At 62.8% G+C, this 17593-nt stretch carries 17 protein-coding genes and 1 pseudogene; 11 read left to right on the plus strand and 7 right to left on the minus strand.

Features of this window, described 5'->3' with window-relative positions:
* The first annotated feature begins 2 nt into the window (after positions 1–2).
* From BT204_RS07520 to hpaI, 4 genes are all read left to right on the plus strand, one after another.
* Positions 3–395 carry a tautomerase family protein gene (locus tag BT204_RS07520; protein ID WP_034128187.1) on the plus strand — a complete coding sequence of 131 codons (393 nt, stop codon included), beginning with the start codon at positions 3–5 and terminating at the stop codon, positions 393–395.
* Between the two features lie 134 nt (positions 396–529).
* Positions 530–1834, plus strand: a complete 1305-nt coding sequence (locus tag BT204_RS07525) for an MFS transporter (protein ID WP_072446202.1) — start codon at positions 530–532, stop codon at positions 1832–1834.
* Between the two features lie 11 nt (positions 1835–1845).
* Positions 1846–2649 (plus strand): 2-oxo-hept-4-ene-1,7-dioate hydratase, encoded by an 804-nt coding sequence (hpaH, locus tag BT204_RS07530; RefSeq protein WP_057974991.1) that lies wholly within the window; start codon positions 1846–1848, stop codon positions 2647–2649.
* Between the two features lie 16 nt (positions 2650–2665).
* Entirely contained in the window at positions 2666–3466 is an 801-nt protein-coding gene (gene hpaI / locus BT204_RS07535; protein ID WP_072446203.1) for a 4-hydroxy-2-oxoheptanedioate aldolase, read from the plus strand.
* A 123-nt stretch (positions 3467–3589) separates the two neighbouring features.
* Here hpaI and hpaR read toward each other — a convergent pair whose 3' ends face one another.
* Entirely contained in the window at positions 3590–4012 is a 423-nt protein-coding gene (gene hpaR / locus BT204_RS07540) for a homoprotocatechuate degradation operon regulator HpaR (protein ID WP_032896376.1), read from the minus strand.
* A gap of 207 nt (positions 4013–4219) precedes the next feature.
* Between hpaR and BT204_RS07545 the strand changes: the two genes are divergently transcribed.
* The 5 genes from BT204_RS07545 to BT204_RS07565 all read left to right on the plus strand — a co-directional run bounded on the left by BT204_RS07545 (position 4220) and on the right by BT204_RS07565 (position 8394).
* A complete protein-coding gene (locus BT204_RS07545) occupies positions 4220–5518 on the plus strand; it encodes an NAD(P)/FAD-dependent oxidoreductase (protein WP_072446204.1) in 1299 nt (432 codons plus the stop codon).
* A gap of 134 nt (positions 5519–5652) precedes the next feature.
* On the plus strand, positions 5653–6018 hold the full coding sequence (locus BT204_RS07550) for a cupin domain-containing protein (RefSeq protein WP_034128191.1): 366 nt from the start codon (positions 5653–5655) through the stop codon (positions 6016–6018).
* A 13-nt stretch (positions 6019–6031) separates the two neighbouring features.
* Complete coding sequence (locus BT204_RS07555) at positions 6032–6853, plus strand: molybdenum cofactor biosynthesis F family protein (RefSeq protein WP_054917502.1); 822 nt, start codon at positions 6032–6034, stop codon at positions 6851–6853.
* The gene (locus BT204_RS07560) at positions 6846–7649 is read left to right on the plus strand and encodes an SDR family NAD(P)-dependent oxidoreductase (protein WP_054917504.1); all 804 of its coding nucleotides are present in this window, start codon (positions 6846–6848) and stop codon (positions 7647–7649) included. The genes BT204_RS07555 and BT204_RS07560 overlap by 8 nt, the downstream gene beginning before the upstream one ends.
* Positions 7639–8394, plus strand: coding sequence for an SDR family oxidoreductase (locus BT204_RS07565; protein ID WP_034128194.1), 756 nt, complete (start codon positions 7639–7641; stop codon positions 8392–8394). Before BT204_RS07560 ends, BT204_RS07565 begins: the two co-directional genes overlap by 11 nt.
* Before the next feature lie 539 nt (positions 8395–8933).
* Here BT204_RS07565 and feaR read toward each other — a convergent pair.
* The 3 genes from feaR to BT204_RS07585 all read right to left on the minus strand — a co-directional run bounded on the left by feaR (position 8934) and on the right by BT204_RS07585 (position 12018).
* Positions 8934–9875 carry a transcriptional regulator FeaR gene (feaR, locus tag BT204_RS07575; protein ID WP_072446205.1) on the minus strand — a complete coding sequence of 314 codons (942 nt, stop codon included), beginning with the start codon at positions 9873–9875 and terminating at the stop codon, positions 8934–8936.
* 114 nt (positions 9876–9989) lie between these two features.
* Entirely contained in the window at positions 9990–10556 is a 567-nt protein-coding gene (locus BT204_RS07580) for a DUF3156 family protein (RefSeq protein WP_057974996.1), read from the minus strand.
* A complete protein-coding gene (locus tag BT204_RS07585) occupies positions 10519–12018 on the minus strand; it encodes an APC family permease (RefSeq protein ID WP_060763686.1) in 1500 nt (499 codons plus the stop codon). Before BT204_RS07585 ends, BT204_RS07580 begins: the two co-directional genes overlap by 38 nt.
* Positions 12019–12235: 217 nt before the next feature.
* On the opposite strand from BT204_RS07585, the gene BT204_RS07590 reads away from it, so the two are divergent.
* Entirely contained in the window at positions 12236–13558 is a 1323-nt protein-coding gene (locus BT204_RS07590; protein WP_072446208.1) for an alginate export family protein, read from the plus strand.
* A gap of 38 nt (positions 13559–13596) precedes the next feature.
* Here the strand turns inward: BT204_RS07590 and BT204_RS07595 are convergent.
* Together BT204_RS07595 and BT204_RS07600 are read right to left on the minus strand one after the other, a co-directional pair.
* A pseudogene (locus BT204_RS07595) lies at positions 13597–14064 on the minus strand (flavin reductase family protein); the annotation flags it as partial.
* Positions 14065–14120: 56 nt separating this feature from the next.
* On the minus strand, positions 14121–15290 hold the full coding sequence (locus tag BT204_RS07600; RefSeq protein WP_034128200.1) for a p-hydroxyphenylacetate 3-hydroxylase oxygenase component: 1170 nt from the start codon (positions 15288–15290) through the stop codon (positions 14121–14123).
* A gap of 236 nt (positions 15291–15526) precedes the next feature.
* On the opposite strand from BT204_RS07600, the gene BT204_RS07605 reads away from it, so the two are divergent.
* Positions 15527–17014: an aldehyde dehydrogenase family protein gene (locus tag BT204_RS07605; RefSeq protein WP_072446210.1), complete on the plus strand. Its 1488-nt coding sequence runs from the start codon at positions 15527–15529 to the stop codon at positions 17012–17014.
* 111 nt (positions 17015–17125) lie between these two features.
* On the opposite strand, the gene BT204_RS07610 is transcribed toward BT204_RS07605, so the two are convergent.
* The gene (locus BT204_RS07610; RefSeq protein ID WP_060763682.1) at positions 17126–17530 is read right to left on the minus strand and encodes a RidA family protein; all 405 of its coding nucleotides are present in this window, start codon (positions 17528–17530) and stop codon (positions 17126–17128) included.
* Positions 17531–17593 lie beyond the last annotated feature (63 nt).

Here is a 17593-nt window from a genome sequence, read left to right on the forward strand (position 1 = left end):
CCATGCCGCACTTTATCGCTGAGTACACCGACAACCTCGAACAGCAGGCCGATTTGCCCGGCCTGTTTGAAAAAGTCCACCGCGTGCTGGGTGACAGCGGTGTGTTTCCATTGGGCGGCATTCGCAGTCGCGGCGTGCGCCTGGACACCTGGCGCATGGCCGACGGCAAGCACGATTATGCCTTTGTACACATGACCCTCAAGGTCGGCCATGGCCGCGACCTGGCGACGCGCGAAGCAGTCGCCCAAGCGGTGTTCGCGGTGATCACCGCACACTTCGCCGAGCTGCAGGCGCAACGGTTGTTGGCGCTGTCGTTCGAGATGATCGAGCTGCACCCGCAGCTCAACTTCAAGCAGAACAATGTGCATGCGTTCCTGAACAACCCGGCAAGCTGAAACGGCCCCGCCCCCCCTGTAGGAGCGAGCTCGCTCGCGAAAAACCCACAGGCACCGCGGATCACCGGCAGCGCTGCGTTTTCGTTAACGTTTTTCGCGAGCAAGCTCGCTCCTACAACAAAAAGAACAACGCCATGAGCACAGCCCATTCCACTGCAAGCCTGCGGCTTGCCGAGCACGACCGTACCCATCGTTTGGTGACCTGGCGCCTGATGCCCTTGTTGCTGGTGTGTTACCTGTTCGCCCATCTGGACCGCATCAACATCGGCTTTGCCAAGATGCAGATGAGCAGCGACCTGCACTTCAGCGACACCGTGTATGGCTTCGGCGCCGGCCTGTTCTTCATTGCCTACGCACTGTTCGGCGTGCCCAGCAACATTGCCCTGGACCGCGTCGGACCACGGCGCTGGATCGCCTGCCTGATGATGGTGTGGGGTCTACTCTCCACCGGCATGTTGTGGGTGGAGAGCGCACGCGGGTTCTACGTGCTGCGCTTTCTGCTGGGTGTGGCCGAGGCCGGTTTTTTCCCGGGGATCCTGGTATTCCTCAACCGTTGGTACCCGGCACGCCGTCGCGCCCAGGTCACTGCCTTGTTTGCCATTGCGGTGCCCATGGCCGGAGTGCTGGGCGGGCCGATTTCCGGGGCGATCCTGGAGAACTTCCACGACGTCGGCAGCCTGCGCGGCTGGCAATGGATGTTCCTGATCGAAGGCGCGCCCGTGGTGCTGCTGGGGCTGGTGGTACTCAAGTGGCTGCCGGACAGTTTCGAGTCGGTGCACTGGCTGACTGCCGAGCAAAAACAGCAATTGCACACCCAACTGAGCAACGAGGAACAGCGCAAGACCATCACCTCGTTCGGCGGCATCCTGCGTGACCCGCAGGTGTGGCTGCTGGTGGCCGTGTACTTTGCGGTGATGCTGGCGGTCAACACCCTGGCGTTCTGGATGCCCACCCTGATCCACGGCGCCGGCATCGGCCGTGACAGCCAGGTCGGCTTGCTCAGCGCCGTGCCGTACCTGGCCGGCTGCTTCTTCATGCTCGGCTGCGGGCGCTCGTCCGACCGCCACCGCGAACGCCGCTGGCACCTGTGCGTGCCGTTGCTGATGGCGGCACTCGGTATCGCCGTCGCGGGCCTGGCGCCCGGCAATGCGCTGCTGGTGATGGGCGGGCTGGTGGTCGCCGGCATGGGCGCCAGTGCCGCGCTGCCGATGTTCTGGCAACTGCCACCGGCGTTTCTCTCCCACACCACCCAGGCGGCGGGCATCGCCATGATCAGCTCGTTCGGCAGCATCGCGGCGTTCCTCGCGCCCTACCTGATCGGCTGGATGCGCGACGCCACCCAGAGCGCCAGCCTGGCCCTGTACGTACTCGCCCTGTTTATCGCCCTCGGCGGCTTGCTGGTGCTGCGCACCCAGGCCGCCATCGTCAACCCACACTAGAGACCGTTGCCATGCTCGACTCCCAGCAAATCCTCACAGCAGCCGCCCACCTGGACCATGCCGAACGCAGCCGCGAACAGGTGCGCCAGTTTTCCCTCGACTACCCCGATATGACGATCGAGGACGCCTACGCCATCCAGCGTGAATGGGTCGCGCAGAAGATCAAGCACGGGCGCACGCTCAAGGGCCACAAGATCGGCCTGACGTCACGGGCCATGCAGGTGTCGTCGAATATCACCGAACCCGATTACGGCGCTCTGCTCGACGACATGTTTTTCGACGAAGGCAGCGACATTCCCTTCGAGCGTTTCATCGTGCCACGGGTGGAGGTGGAACTGGCTTTCATCCTCGGCAAGCCGCTCAAAGGGCCCAACTGCACGGTGTTCGATGTGCTCGACGCCACCGAGTGGGTGATCCCGGCGCTGGAAATCATCGACGCCCGCATCCAGCAGGTCGACCCGCATACCAACGCCACCCGCAAGGTGTTCGACACCATCTCCGACAACGCCGCCAACGCCGGTGTGGTCCTCGGCGGCCGCGCCGTGCGCCCCACCGAGATCGACCTGCGCAAGGTGCCGGCGGTGTTGTATCGCAATGGCGTGATCGAAGAGTCCGGGGTGTCGGCGGCGGTGCTCAACCACCCGGCCAAAGGCGTGGCGTGGCTGGCCAACAAGCTGGCGCCCTATGACGTCACCCTGCTGCCCGGCCAAGTGATTCTCGGCGGCTCGTTTACCCGCCCCGTGGCAGCCCGCCCTGGCGATACCTTCCACGTCGACTACGACCTGCTCGGCTCGATTGCCTGCCGCTTCGTCTGAACCCAGGAGTGCTTTCATGGATATGCCTGTCAACCGATTCAAGCAACGCCTGCACAACCGCGAGGTACAGATCGGCCTGTGGCTCGGCCTTGCCAACGCCTACTGCGCGGAACTGGCCGCCAACGCCGCTTTCGACTGGCTGCTGATCGACGGCGAACATGCGCCCAACCAGCTGGGGGACATGCTCGCGCAATTACAGGCCATCGCGCCCTACCCCAGCCAGGCATTGATTCGCCCGGTGATCGGCGACACGGCGCTGATCAAACAACTGCTGGATATCGGCGCCCAGACGCTGCTGGTGCCCATGGTCGAAAACGCCGCCCAGGCCCGGGAACTGGTGCGCGCCCTGCGCTACCCGCCCCAGGGTATTCGCGGGGTCGGCAGCGCCCTGGCCCGCGCCTCGCGCTGGAACAGCATCGCCGATTACCTCGACCAGGCCGACGCGCAGATGTGCCTGCTGGTGCAGATTGAGAATGCCGAAGGCCTGGCCAATCTGGACGCCATCGCCGCCGTCGAAGGCGTGGACGGGGTGTTTATCGGCCCGGCAGATTTGAGCGCGTCCATGGGCCATCGGGGTAACCCGGGGCATCCGCAGGTACAGGCGGCGATTGAGGACGCCATCGTGCGTATCGTCAAGGTGGGTAAGGCGGCAGGGATTCTCAGTGCGGATGAAAATCTCGCACGACGCTATATCGAGTTGGGAGCGACGTTCGTGGCGGTGGGGGTGGATACCACGGTGTTGATGCGGGGGCTGCAAAGCCTGGCCGGGAAGTTCAAAGACGTACCGGTGGCTGCCAACACCGGTGGTGTCTACTGAAATCCATGTGGGAGCTGGCTTGCCTGCGATGGCGGTGCATCAGCGACAGATAAGCCAGCTGACCCGGCGCTATCGCAGGCAAGCCAGCTCCCACAGTTGACCGGTGGTGGTTCAGTCATTAGTTCAGCGCTTGATGTTCTTCAAGTCATCCAGCAACCCCAACAGCATCTGGAATTTCTCTTCGCCAAACTGATCCTGCAAACGCTGGTAGTTGGCCTCCATGCACTGGCTCATGGACTCGAAACTTGCCTTGCCCTTGTCCGCCAGGGTAATCAGCACCCGACGCTGGTCCTGTTCGGCCTTGCGCCGGTGCACCATGCCGGCCGCTTCCATGCGCACCAGTACGCCGGTCATGCTCGGCTTGAGGATGCAGGCCAGCTCCGCCAGTTGGTAGATCTCCAACTCACCGTGCTGTTCAAGGATGCGGATGATGCGCCATTGCTGTTCGGTCAGGCCGTGTTCATTCAGGGAAGGACGGAAAAAACTCATCGCGGCCTCGCGTGCTTGCAGCAAGGCCAGGGTCAAGGATTGTCGAGGTGTGGACATAGGGCTCAGGGTCACGAAGTATTTAGTTAATAGTTTAACGAAACTCTAACATTCCCGGCCGGCGAGCGCGCTATAACTTGTAGGTGCCCTCGCCCGTGGCGCGCTGAATCAAAAACCCGGGCACGCAGGATCAAGACTTCCCGCCCGCCAGGGGCCCTAATGGAGGCATCCGCTTTAGCGCCTTCCTTCACTTTTTCAGGCTGCGCCATGATCAACATCGAAACCCCCACGTACTACACCGCCACCAAGAAATACAACCTCAGCTTCCCCACCCTGGAACAGGATATCGAGGCAGACGTCGTGGTCATCGGCGGCGGCTTTTCCGGGATCAACACGGCCCTTGAGCTGGCGGAAAAAGGCATCACCAACATTGTGGTGCTTGAAGCGCGCTACCTGGGCTTTGGCGGCACGGGCCGCAACGGTGGGCAGATCATGGCAGGCATCGGCCATGACCTGGAGAAGATCAAGAAGGACGTGGGCGAAGACGGCCTGCGCCAAGTGTTCGAGATCAGCGACCTGGGCGCCGACATCATCAAGAACCGCATCGCCAAGTACAACATCGACGCGGACTTTTGCCACGGCTACGGCTATATGGGCTTCAACGCCCGCCAGGAAAAAACCCTGCGCGCCTGGGAGAAGGACTTCAAGTCGATCAACAGCCAGCACGAAATCCGCTTTCTCGGCGGCTCCGATGTGCAGCAGATCATCGGCTCCACCGCCTACACCAGCGCCCTGTTGCACATGGGTGGCGGGCATGTGCATTCGCTGAACCTGCTGCTGGGCGAAGCCACCGCACTGGCCAGCCATGGCGTGAAGATCTTCGAGAACAGCCCGGCCCTGGACGTCAGCTATGGCGAGCGCATCACCGTGCGCACCGGTCGTGGTTCGGTACGCGCCAGCAAGTTGCTGTGGGCCTGTGACAGCTTTCTCAACAAGCTGGAGCCGGAACTGCACCGCTCGACCATCAACACCTACGCGTTCCAGATGATGACCGAGCCGTTGTCCGAGGAGTTGATCCAGCGTATCAGCCCGATCCGTGGGGCCTACAGCGACATCCGCCCGGTGATCGACTACTACCGCGTGACCAATGAAAACCGCCTGCTGTTCGGCGCCGCCACGCCTTTGGTGGAGCACATTCCCGGCGACCTCAAAGCCTGGAACCGCAACCTCATGCTGAAGATTTTCCCCTACCTCAAGGACGTGAAAATCGACCTGGCCTGGGGCGGCCCAATGGCGTGCAGCCCGAACCTGTTCCCGCAGGTGGGCACCTTGCCGGGGCGCAGCAACGCGTTTTTCGTGCAGGGCTATTCCGGCTTTGGCGTCACCCCCAGCCACATCATCTGCAAGGTGCTGGCCGAAGGCATGAGCGAAGGCTCGGCGCGCTATGACCTGGTCAGCTCGATTCACCGCCCCACCATCATCGGCAAGGACGCGATTCGCCCGCTGCTGCTGACGGCGGGCAAATCCTGGCACCAACTTTCCGGCTACTGGAACGGTCGCCGCTAACCCCCTGTAGGAGCGGGCTTGCCCGCGAAAAACTTCAACGATAACGCGTGCTTCCTGAATGAACGCGGCGCCTGTGAGTTTTTCGCGAGCAAGCTCGTTCCTACAAAAATCTCGTACTTATCGGAGCATCTGCCATGACACTTACCACCCTCAAACACAACGTCCAGCTGTCGGAACTCGACGCCTGGGGCACCGTGGCCGACCTCGGCTCGCAAATCCTCGAAGGCGAAGTACGCGCCTTCGGCAAGATGACCTTTGGCGCGCCCACCGATGCGGTCAGCAGTGCGTACTTCGGCACGACCCAGGGCAAGTTCCGCATGGTCTACCCCTTCGCCGAGCAAGCCACGGTAGTGACCGGCGAAGTGGTGCTGACCGACGAGTCCACCGGCCAAACCACCCGCTACAAGGCCGGTGACAGCTGGTTCGTGACCAAGGGCACGCCGGTGCTGTGGGAAGTGGTCAGCGAGAGTTTCGTCAAACACTACTTCGCCGTCGTGTAAGGGAGGCGTTGCCATGTCGAATTCATCTGACTGGATCACCGTGGGCGCCCTGGCTGAGGGGTTTGCACCCGAGGCGTTCATCCTGCCGAACCTGGCCGACCTGGCCGGCCAGACCTTCACCCTGCACTTTGCCAATGGCTGGCAGATCGAACACCGCTTCGAGCAGGAGCGCCTGGCCTGGCACGCCGCCGATGGCCACTCCAGCGGCAGCGCCGCCTACCGCGCCAGCTCCATTCGCCCGGGCCTGTACCTGGTGGACTTTATCAAGCACGAGGCGGGGCAAAGCTGGTCGATCAGCCTGGTGCTGGACACGCCAAATGCCTCTTTTACCGCGGTGATTGGCCGTATGCCGGAACCGGCAGAGACCCACGAAGGCCTTTACCACCGCGCCCTGGCCGGCAAACCGCTGACCTCGGTACAGGTTGACTTCCTCCACGGCAGCCTCGACCGGCCGTGGCAGGACGGCCACTGCCTGCACGCCCCCACCAATGAGTTGGTCGGCCTGCGCAACCACTACCGCTACAGCCCCAGCGAGGTCTACGAGCACATCTACCTCAACCCGCAATTCTACGCCTGGCAATGCCTTGAGGGCGTGGAGAAAGGCCTGTGCGACACCGACCGCTGCCATTACTACAAGATCGCCGAACAGCTGTACCTGTTCGTCTGGCAGGAGAAGATCGTACCGACCCTCGGCCTGGTGCTGATCGACCTGCAACAGCATCGCAGCGACGGCAAGATCTTCGGCTATGCCGGGGCGTCCTTCGACGAGCTGTCGAACTTCCCGATCAGTTCCTATTGCCAGGTGCTCAACCGCACGGAGTACCCCCGTGACTGAGCCGCGCACGGTGGTGATCACCGGGGCCGGCACCGGCATCGGCGCTGCCTGCGCACGCTTGTACGCACAGGAAGGCGCGCATCTGGTGCTGATCGGTCGGCGTCGTGAGCCACTGGAACAGGTGGCGCTGGACACCGGCGGGCTGATCCTGGTGGGCGATGCCGCCTGCCCGGACACCTGGGACGGCTTCATCCAACAAATCCGCAGCCACTTCGGGCGCCTCGATGTGCTGCTGGCCTGTGCCGGTGGCCACGGGCTGGGCAGTGCGACCCAGACCAGTCAGGCCACCTGGGAAGGCGCGCTGCGCAGCAACCTCGACAGTGCGTTTTACAGCGCCCGCGCCTGCCTGCCGCTGTTGCAGGAAAGCGCCGGGAACATCGTGCTGATTGGCTCCATCGCCTCATTGGCGGCAGGCCCCGAGGTGTGTGGCTACACCACCGCCAAGCATGCGCTGCTCGGGCTCAACCGCTCGCTGGCCCGTGATTATGGGCCCCATGGCGTGCGGGTGAACGCGGTGTGCCCAGGCTGGGTGCACACGCCGATGGCCGACGCGGAGATGCAGCCGTTGATGGAGGCGTACGGCGAAACCTTGCAGCAGGCCTATGCGCGTGTGTGTGCCGATGTCCCGCTGCGGCGCGCCGCCCGTGCCGACGAGATCGCCAAGGTGTGCCGCTTCCTGGCCAGCGACGACGCCTCGATCATTACCGGCGCCACGTTGGTGGCGGACGGTGGCTCCAGCATCGTCGACGTGCCGACGCTGGCGTTTACGCACCTGGAGCCTGCCCATGACGAATGACCTGGATTTCAGCGGCCAGGTCGTGCTGGTCACCGGCGGCGCCCAGGGCATTGGCCTGGGCATCGTCCAGGCCTTTGCCCAACGCGGTGCGCGAGTGGTGATTGCCGACCGTAGGGTTGAACAGGCTGAAGCCCTGGCTGCCGGGTTATGCGCGCAGGGGTATCACGTTGACGCCGTTGGCGTTGACCTGGCGGATGCCGAAGCGGTGTTCGCCTGCGTCCAAGGCTTGGCGCAACTGGATGTGCTGGTGCACAACGCCGGGTACTTTCCGCTGACCGCCTTTGCCGACATTACCCCAACGATCCTGGAGCGCACCCTGGCGGTGAACCTGTCGGCGCTGTTCTGGCTGACCCAGGCGGCGTTGCCGATGTTTCGCGAACAAGGCCGGGGCTGCGTGCTGGTGACGTCTTCGGTCACCGGCAACCGGGTCGGTTATCCGGGGCTGAGCCACTATGCGGCGTCCAAAGCTGGGGTGAATGGGTTTATCCGCAATGCAGCGCTGGAGCTGGCGCCGTTGAATGTGCGGGTCAACGGCGTGGAGCCCGGCATGATCGCCACGCCGGCGATGGGCAACCTGGGCGATGCGGCCGTGAATGACAGCATCGCCCGCCGTGTGCCGCTGGGGCGCCTGGGCGCTGCGGCGGATATTGCCGGGGCGATGGTGTTTCTGGCCTCTGACCTGGCGGGCTATATCACCGGGCAGACGCTGGTGGTGGATGGTGGCGCGACGCTGCCCGAAATATGAAACCCGATCGTTCCCACGCTCTGCGTGGGAATGCATCCTGTGACGCTCCGCGTCACGACTTCTGGCGCGGGACGCGGAGCGTCCGGGGCGGCGTTCCCACGCGGAGCGTAGGAACGATCAACAGCTGTCCTATCGGCAGACGGCGGCCTTGTTCGACATCCGTAAGTTCGACATCATCGGTCTCTGGGAACGCCGCTTTGATGAGGGCGGTTTGCCGATCGTTCCCACGCTCTGCGTGGGAATGCATCCTGTGACGCTCCGCGTCACGACTTCTGGCGCGGGACGCGGAGCGTCCGGGGCGGCGTTCCCACGCGGAGCGTAGGAACGATCAACAGCTGTCCTATCGGCAGACGGCGGCCTTGTTCGACATCCGTAAGTTCGACATCATCGGTCTCTGGGAACGCCGCTTTGATGAGGGCGGTTTGCCGATCGTTCCCACGCTCTGCGTGGGAATGCATCCTGTGACGCTCCGCGTCACGACTTCTGGAGCGGGACGCGGAGCGTCCGGGGCGGCGTTCCCACGCGGAGCGTGGGAACGATCACGCTTGCACCGCCTGCAACCGGCTGGAACGAAAATCCTTGGGCGATACTTCGAACTGCTTCTTGAACGAGCGGCTGAAATGCGCCGAGTCGGTAAAACCCCACTTGTAGGCAATCGAGGTGATCGACTCGCTGCGCAGGAAGGGGTTGGTCAAGTCGTCCGCACTGCGCTTGAGCCGTGCGCGCTGGATGTAGCGGCAGACGCTATCGTCCTGTTCCTCGAACAAGCGGTACAGGTGCCGTACCGAGATATTCAGGCGGTTGGCCAGGCCGATCGGGCTCAGGCCTGGCTGGCTCAGCGACTCATCGATGACTTTTTGTACATAGCTGCGCAGGTTATTGCCGTGCAACGCAGCAACGCCCTCGCGGCACTCGTCGCCCTGCTCCAACGCCGACCCCAACAGCGAGACGAAGGCCGCTTGCAGCGCTTCCACTTGCGTGGCGTCTTCGTCGGTATCGTCCTTGCACAGTTGGTCCATCAGCACATGCAGCATGCGCCCGCAGGCTTTGGTCGAGGAGATCTTGCCGAAGGCCCGTGCCTGGCCACCCAGGTGCTTGCACACCGCACTGCGCGACAGGGACAACGAGGCGTGTTCGATCAGGCCGAAAGGGGAAATTTCAATGGAGCCTACCGAGTCCATCAACAGCATTTCGCCGGGGGCCAGTTGTACGGTCTGGTCGTTCTGAGTGATTTGCGAATAGCCGCTGCGCTGGCTGACCAGAAAACATTCCTGGTCGTTGTCATGGTCGGCGTGGTGCGTCGGGCGCTTGATCAGCCCGGCATTGGTGCGCAGGATGGCCAGGCCACGCGGCAGGTTATGGATCTCGCCGATAAACAGCGAACGGTTGAAAGCCAGTTCGGTATCGAAGTGGCCGCACGCGTCGCGCAGTTCGCGGTTCCAGCTGTCGAGCCCGTCGGGTGCATGCTGTGGGATGCTCATGGGGTGTCTCCGCAGTGGCGTTATTCTTGTTGTTCTGGCGCAATAGTTAACATGTTATCTATATGCACGCAACAACAACCTGTTTGCCCTTTGCAGAAGCATTAATGGTGCCAATCAGAGGTCCGACAATACCCGCCGCAATCCGGCCAGTACGACCAAGAGATACCCGCGTTGCTCGGTGCTCAACGCAATGTAGCGCCGGAACGCCGGCATGCGGTTGACCACCTCACTGCCGCCCATATGCTCCAGGCGCACGCACCATTGCTGGTCTTGCAGCTCGATGCGCAGGCGCTTGAAATCCAGCGGCATCAACGCCTGGAACAACGCGCTGTCAGCCTGCAAACGCGCCTGCAACTCACGGCCCAGTGCCTGGTTGCCAGCGCGGCGCCGCACATGAATACCGCTGCGCCGGATCGCGCCGCCATGGTGCACCTCGAAGCTGCCAGCGCCACCCGCTGCAGCAGGAACGCGCAGGACACATTCGGTCAGCACCAGGTGCATCAACAACTGAGACTCGGTGCGCTCGACAATCTCGAAGGCCACACCGCCCACTTCAAGGCTTGCCAGGCCCAGGTCACGCCGCAGGTGGGCCAGGGTCACCCCCGGCCGATACCCGCTGGGTGCGCGGTCAGCACGAAACAGCTCAAACAGTTTTTGCCGCAAGGTCGCTATAACCCTCATGGGCGTGCCCCGGTTCGTGATTGAATTCCTTGGCCAACACCTCTTCCACGCAGGCGGGCTTGAAGGGGTTGACCTTCTGCACCACCAGGGTCCAGAACAGCGCATAGGTGGCCGTCACGCCGAGCATCACGCCAAACGGCACATAAATGTCAGCCGGGTTCATGCCTGGCGGAGTGATAAACCACATGCCCAGCAGGATGCCGATGCTGGAGACGATCTGCGGCAGCGGGAACCACGGCGAACGATAGGCCCGAGGCAAGTCCGGACGCCGAATGCGCAGGATCACCACCGACAGCGTCACCAACAGGTAAGCGAAACTCCACGCGCACACCGCCGCCAGTACCAGGTGCATGATGTTGTCGGTGTTGCCGCCCAGGTACAGCGCATGCAGGCACGGAATCAACATGGCCACCAGGATGCACAACAGCGGCGTCTTGAAACGCGGGTGCAGGTAGGTGAACACCTTTGGCAAGGCGCCATCCACCGCCATGCCGTAGAGGATGCGCGGCACGCCGGCCATCAGGGTATTGATGGTCGCAGCGCCAGCGAACAGAAAGCCGATACCCAGCCACAACGGGCCGATCTGCCCCATCACCTGTTCGGCAAATCGGGGGATGGCCATGGGTGTGTCCAGCAGGTGCACGCCGGACGCGGCGTCGAGCACGACGTTTTCCACCTGGCGCTTCATCGCCGCGCCATAGATGAACATGCACGTCGCCACGCCCATCAGCCCGAGCATCATCGCCCGTGGCATCACCTTGGCCGATTGGCGCAGGTCCGGCGCCAGCGGGGTGACGAACTCGCAACCCACGAACATGAACATCGCCATGCCCACCAGCGACAGCACGGTGACCAGGTCGGTGCCCACCAGCGACTCACCGAACCAGCCCTCCAATTGCACCGCCGGCGCGGCGACCAGGCCCAGTACGCCGAACACCATCAGGGTGGTCCACATGCCGAAGGTCAGGATGATCTCGGCGCGGCCAAATGCGCTGACGCCAAAGGCGTTCAGCACGCCGAACACCAGTACGAAACCGACGCCCAGCAACCACGAGCCGCCGGCCGACTCTGCCAGGGTGTTGAGGTGTTCGAAGTTCACCAGAGCCATGACGCCGGCGAGGATGGTTTCGGCGGTGCCGGCGAACACATGCACGATCAGGTAGGCCGACAAGGTCCCGGTGATCGCAAAGAACCGGCCCATGCCGCAGTTGATGTAGTCGTACACCGAACCGGTGGTGGGCAGCATCGAGGCGGCCTCGGCGAAAGTCGTCGCCTGGGCCAGCATCATCACCACTGCGATCAGCATCGCCAGGGCAAACGCGCTGCCACCGATGCCAAAACCCATCGTGGCGGTGAGAATCACCGGGCTGGCCATGATCAGGCCGATGGTGCTGGCCAACGCAGTGGGAAAACCTACCGTACCCCGGTTGAGGTGTGCGGTGAGTCGGTCGTTGATCGACATGGAGGGGTCCTCGAAGCGGTTTTTTTTAATGTGTCGGCACTCTGCGCCCCACTCCCGTTGATCGTCTTGCCCCTGTCTGCCGCCGGTTTTGTTGCTGCCTGCCAAGGCCTGCTGCCTGGCGGCCAGAGTCAATTGTCTGGCACGCAGGGAAAAGACTTGGCCTCACACCGCTCGCCCTAATGCGCCCTCACTCTTAACCAAGATGGGGGCAATAACAATGGAGCACACACTGAAAAACCGCTGCCTGCGCCAGACGGTCGGCCTGGGCGTGGCACTGTTGGTGGGCCAGGCGCAGGCCATCGAGTTGTATGCGGACGCCGACACCCAGGTCACCGGCAACTTCCTCGCCGTGTACGGTATGTTCAACAGCCCGAAGAACTACGATGGGCGCAGCGGCGGCTCCACTTGGCGTGAGGCGTTCATCAAGTACGGTCTGAGCGTCGAACAGCGCCTGGGCAACCTGGGCGGTGTGTATGGCACGGCCAACCTAGTGAGTTCCGGTACCTGGGGCGACGGCGATGCGGCCGGATTGACCAACGGCACCGAGCGCACCACCAAGTTTGACGAAGCCTTCGCCGGCTGGCGGTCTGGCGAGTTGTTACCGGCGCTGGGCAAGGACGGCCTGGACCTGTCGTTCGGTCGCCAGATCATCATGCTCGGCGACGGTTTTATCCTTAACGACGACGGCCCCAACCTGGGCAATGGCGTCGGCGACGGCGAGTTCAATCGCGGCGGCGCCTACTACATCGCCGCACGCCATGCCTTCGATAAGACGGCGGTGATTCGCCTGGGCGGCAAGGACGGTGTGCACGGCAGCCTGATGTGGATCAAGTCCGACAACCGCGCCCAGGCCCTCACCGAAATGGCCGCCGGCACCCTGGAATACAGTGCCGCGCCGGGCACCCTGGGGCTGACCTATATTCACGGCATCGATGTGGATGAGCGCTTCGCCACCGACCTGCAGCGCCAGCGCAAAGGCATGAACCTCTACAGCCTGCGCGGCACCGGCAATGCCGGTATCGACAACGCGCACTTCGCCTTCGAACTGGCGCGCCAAAGCCGTCGCGATGGCCAGGAAAATGCCGGTTACGCCGAAGCCGGCTACACCTTCGCCAACCTGCCGTGGTCACCGGACCTGACCTACCGCTACGCCCGTTATTCGAAGAACTGGGACGGCATGTTCTCAGGTTTCAACCGTGGCTACGGCACCTGGGTGCAGGGCGAAGTGGCGGGCAACTATTCCGGCCCCTTCAACAGTAATACCGCCGTGCAGCACGTGGCGCTCAAGGTCAAACCACTGGAGAACGTCACCCTGGGGGCGCTGTTCTTCGACTACAACACCGTCAGTACGCGCGGCCAATTGAACCTGGATGGCCGCGAACTGGACCTGTATGCCGAATGGGCCGTCAACGAGCACCTGATCATCACGCCGCTGCTGGGCCTGTACAAACCCGATAAATCAGCCGATACCGGTGGCAATCAGGTCGGCGGCAACGGCACCAATGTCTACAGCCAACTGGTGGTCGCCGTGCCGTTCTAAACTGCTTCGGGCGCGCAGGGAGGCAGCGCCCGGACCTCGGCATAGGCGCCCTGATGATAGAGCAGCGGCGCACGGCCAAAATCATCGAAGGCCACCACCTTGCCGATCATGATCCAATGGTCGCCGCCGTCCACTTGCTGGTATTTCTCGCAGTGAAAACGCGCCGAGCAATCGGCGAATACCGGCGAGCCCCCCTCCCCCGGCTCGTACTCGATCAGGGCGAAGCGGTCTTCACGGGGGCGGGCAAAATTGTTCGACAGGTGCACCTGGTCCGCCGCCAAGACATTTACGGCAAAGTGGCTGGCCTCCTCGAACACGGCATGGCTGTTGGAGCGCTTGTCAATGCTCCAGAGCACCAGCGGCGGGTCGAGGGATACCGAGTTGAAACTGTTGGCCGTCACGCCCACCTTGCGCCCGGAGGCGGTGGCGGCGGTGACCACGGTCACGCCAGTGGCAAAATTGCCCAAGGCGCGACGAAAGGCTCGTGGGTCGAATACGTCGGACATGCAAGACTCCCGGGTGGCCTCTTTGGGCCGCCCTGATTGTTGTAGGGAAAACGCAGCTACACCATGCTCGGGTCGGGTTCCAGTCCCATCAGCTCACGGCCAAGGATCTGCGCGCACACGTCATAGTCGGTGTAGGCATGCGCGCCGGTCATGTGGGCATCGCGGAACAGGCGCTGCATTTCGTTGTGTTCGAACCAGGCATTGCCACCGGCGGCGGCGAACAGCCGGTCTACCGCTTCGATGCACATCTTGGTGGCGTAGGCCTGGTTGGTGCGCCAGAACGCCAGGGTTTCTCGCGCTGGGTAGCGGTGGGCGGCGCTGTGTTCGGCGTGGTCTTGCCAGGTCTTCTCCAAAAACGCCCGAGCAGCGGCCACCTGGTGGGTGGACTCGGCCAGGCGCATCAGCGCCGGGGTCGCTGCGCCGACGGCGGCACCGGTATAGGCGCGCACACGGTTTTTGGTTTTTTCGCGGAACACCTCCAGCATGCGCTCGGCCACGCCGAGGCTGACGGTGGAAAAACCACTGGCGAAATACGGCCGGTACGGCGCGTAGAAAATCTGGCTGTCTGGGTAGAGACCAAAGCCTGCGGACTTGCCCTCCATCATGTCCTTGGCCTTCTGGATCCGGTGCTCAGGCACCCAGGCGTTGTCGATGATCAGGGTCTTGGTGCCGCTGCCTTTCATACCGGCCGCGAACCAGTCATCGCGGATCTGATAGTCACTGCGCGGCAGCACGGCAAAGCAGTAATCCTGGGTCCCTTCGGTATTCTGGCGACGGCAGCCGACAATCGCCCACTCGCCATGGTCACAACCGCTGCTCCAGCCCATCTCACCACTGAAGTACACGCCGCCCTCGCCCTCGGTCACCCGACCGAACGGCGCAATACTGCTGCTGGCCGTGGCATCCGGGTTGGCGCCCCAGATCTCCTCCTGCAACTGCGCCGAGAACAGCGCCAGTTGATGGCTATGGGTACACAACAAACTCATGGCCCAGGCGGTGCTGGCGCAACTGCCGGCGAGCAAGGCGATGCAGTCGGCGAATTCGGGCAGCGACAGTTCCAGGCCACCGAATGCCTTGGGCTGGAAGGCGCGGTGCAGGCCGATGCTTTTGAGCAGCGCGATATTCTCATCCGGCACTTGGCGCAGCTGTTCGGCACGGCTGGCGTTCGCGGCAATGGCAGGCAGAAGAGGCTTGAGGTCTTCGAGGAGCGGGTTTGGCTTTTTCATGGACGGCCCTGCTTATTATTGGAAGTCCGGCAGGCGCTCCGAATCGTGGAACGGCGCGGGATGCAGGGCCAGTATCAAACGGGTCGTGCAGGCGGGAAAATGCACGTTCGGCAGGCAAGCTTGTACTTTTCACAAGCACGGCAGGCACAGACATAAAAGCTGGCAGGCACAGTCAAGCCGCTTATCAGTGCGTTGGTTAACCTCGGGGTTTCTTTGTGAACTGCCAGGAACCTGCCATGAGCGATATCCCGTTGCTGCCTCAAGTGGAAGCCTTTTTGCGTCGCCGCCATGGGCTGTTTATCGACGGCGCCAGTGTGCACAGCCACACCGACGCACGCCTGAGCGTGACCAACCCCGCCACCGGCCAGGTGATCGCCGACGTGGCCGATGCTGACCTGGCGGATATCGACGCTGCGGTCGCTTCTGCCAACCGTGGTTTTCAGCTGTGGTCCCAGGCTGCGCCCGCCATCCGTGGCAACGTGCTGCTGAAACTGGCCGACCTGCTGGAACAGCACCGCGAAGAACTCGCGCAGATCGAAACCTGCCAGTCAGGCAAGATCATCCAGATTTCCCGCGCCTTTGAGGTCGACCAGGCCGCGCACTTCCTGCGCTACTACGCAGGCTGGGCCACCAAGCTCAGCGGCCAGACCCTCACGCCCTCCCTGCCTTCGTTCAATGGCGAGCGTTACACCGCCTTCACTTTGCGCGAACCGGTGGGCGTGGTGGTAGGCATTGTGCCGTGGAATTTCTCGACCATGATCGCCATCTGGAAGCTGGCCTCGGCGCTGGTGACCGGCTGCAGCATCATCATCAAGCCCAGCGAATTCACGCCGCTGACCCTGTTGCGCATCGCCGAACTGGCCATCGACGCCGGCTTGCCGGCGGGGGTGCTCAACGTGCTGACCGGCGGCGGCCATGTCGGCAAGGGGCTGGTGGAACACCCCGGCACGCACAAGGTGTCCTTCACCGGCTCAGTACCCACCGGTATTGCAGTAGGCCGCAGTGCCATGGGCGCCGGGCTGACCCGCGCGACCCTGGAACTGGGTGGCAAGAACGCCGCCGGCTTCCTGCGCGACATGGATGTAGACAAAGCGGTGGATGGCATTATCGAAGCGGGTTTCCTGCACTCGGGGCAAATCTGCGCAGCGGCCGAACGTTTCTTCGTGCACCGCTCGCAAATCGACGCCGTGCTGGAAAAACTCAAGGCGCGTCTCAGCCGCCTGACCATCGGCTCGCCCCTGGATGAACACACCGAATTCGGCCCGGTGACCCACCAGCAACACCAACAGAAACTGCTCGGCTACTTCAACCAGGCCCGCACCGAAAACAACACGATCATCCACGGCGGCCACCTCATCGACCGCCCCGGCTGCTACGTCGAACCCACCGTAATCCTTGCCAACCACCTGCACGACACCCTGCTCAACGAAGAAACCTTCGGCCCCATCGCCACCTTCCTGCCCTACGACGATGAAGACGAACTGCTCGCCATGATGAACCACGGCCCCTTCGGCTTGAGCGCCAGCCTGTGGACCAATGACCTGGGCAAGGCCCTGCGCATGATCCCGGCCATCAAGGCGGGGACTCTGTGGGTGAACATGCACACCTTGCTCGACCCGGCAGTGCCGTTTGGGGGCAGCCGGTCGTCGGGGTTAGGGCGGGAGTTTGGTGGTGCGTTTATTGAGGATTACACCGAGCTTAAATCGGTGATGATTCGGTATTGAATGGCTGTAGGAGCGAGCCTGCTCGCGAAAAACGTCAACGATAACGCGTGCATCCTGAATACATGCGGCGGCTATGGTTTTTTCGCAAGCAAGCTCGCTCCTGCAAAAGTTCTAACTGAACGGAACCACCGCCTCCGCCTCAACCTCGATCAACCACTCAGGCAACGACAACCCACTGACGATAATCCACGAAGACGGCGGCGGGTTGTGCGCGAAGCGCTGGCGCAGCGCCTCGGCAATCGGCTCCTGCTGATCCCGGGCAGATTCGACGATATACAGCCGCAGCATGATCACATGAGACAGATCACCGCCCACCGCGGCCAGCACCTTTTCGACATTGTCCAACGCCGTGGCCGTCTGCTCCGCAATGCCTGGGCCCACCGTACGCTCTTGAGCATCGACCCCCACCTGCCCGGACAGCATGATCCGCCGACCCTCTGGCACTTCCATGGCCTGGCTGAATCCGTATTGCAGGGAGTTGAATACCGTCGTGGGATTAATGACCTTTCGTTGCATGACCAATCCTTGTTTGTCAGTAGGAAGACAAGGCTAACCTAGAGACACTACCCACGCTGACGG

Origin of the sequence: Pseudomonas sp. NFPP02 (assembly GCF_900119355.1) — a bacterium.
Classification (GTDB): domain Bacteria; phylum Pseudomonadota; class Gammaproteobacteria; order Pseudomonadales; family Pseudomonadaceae; genus Aquipseudomonas; species Aquipseudomonas paracarnis.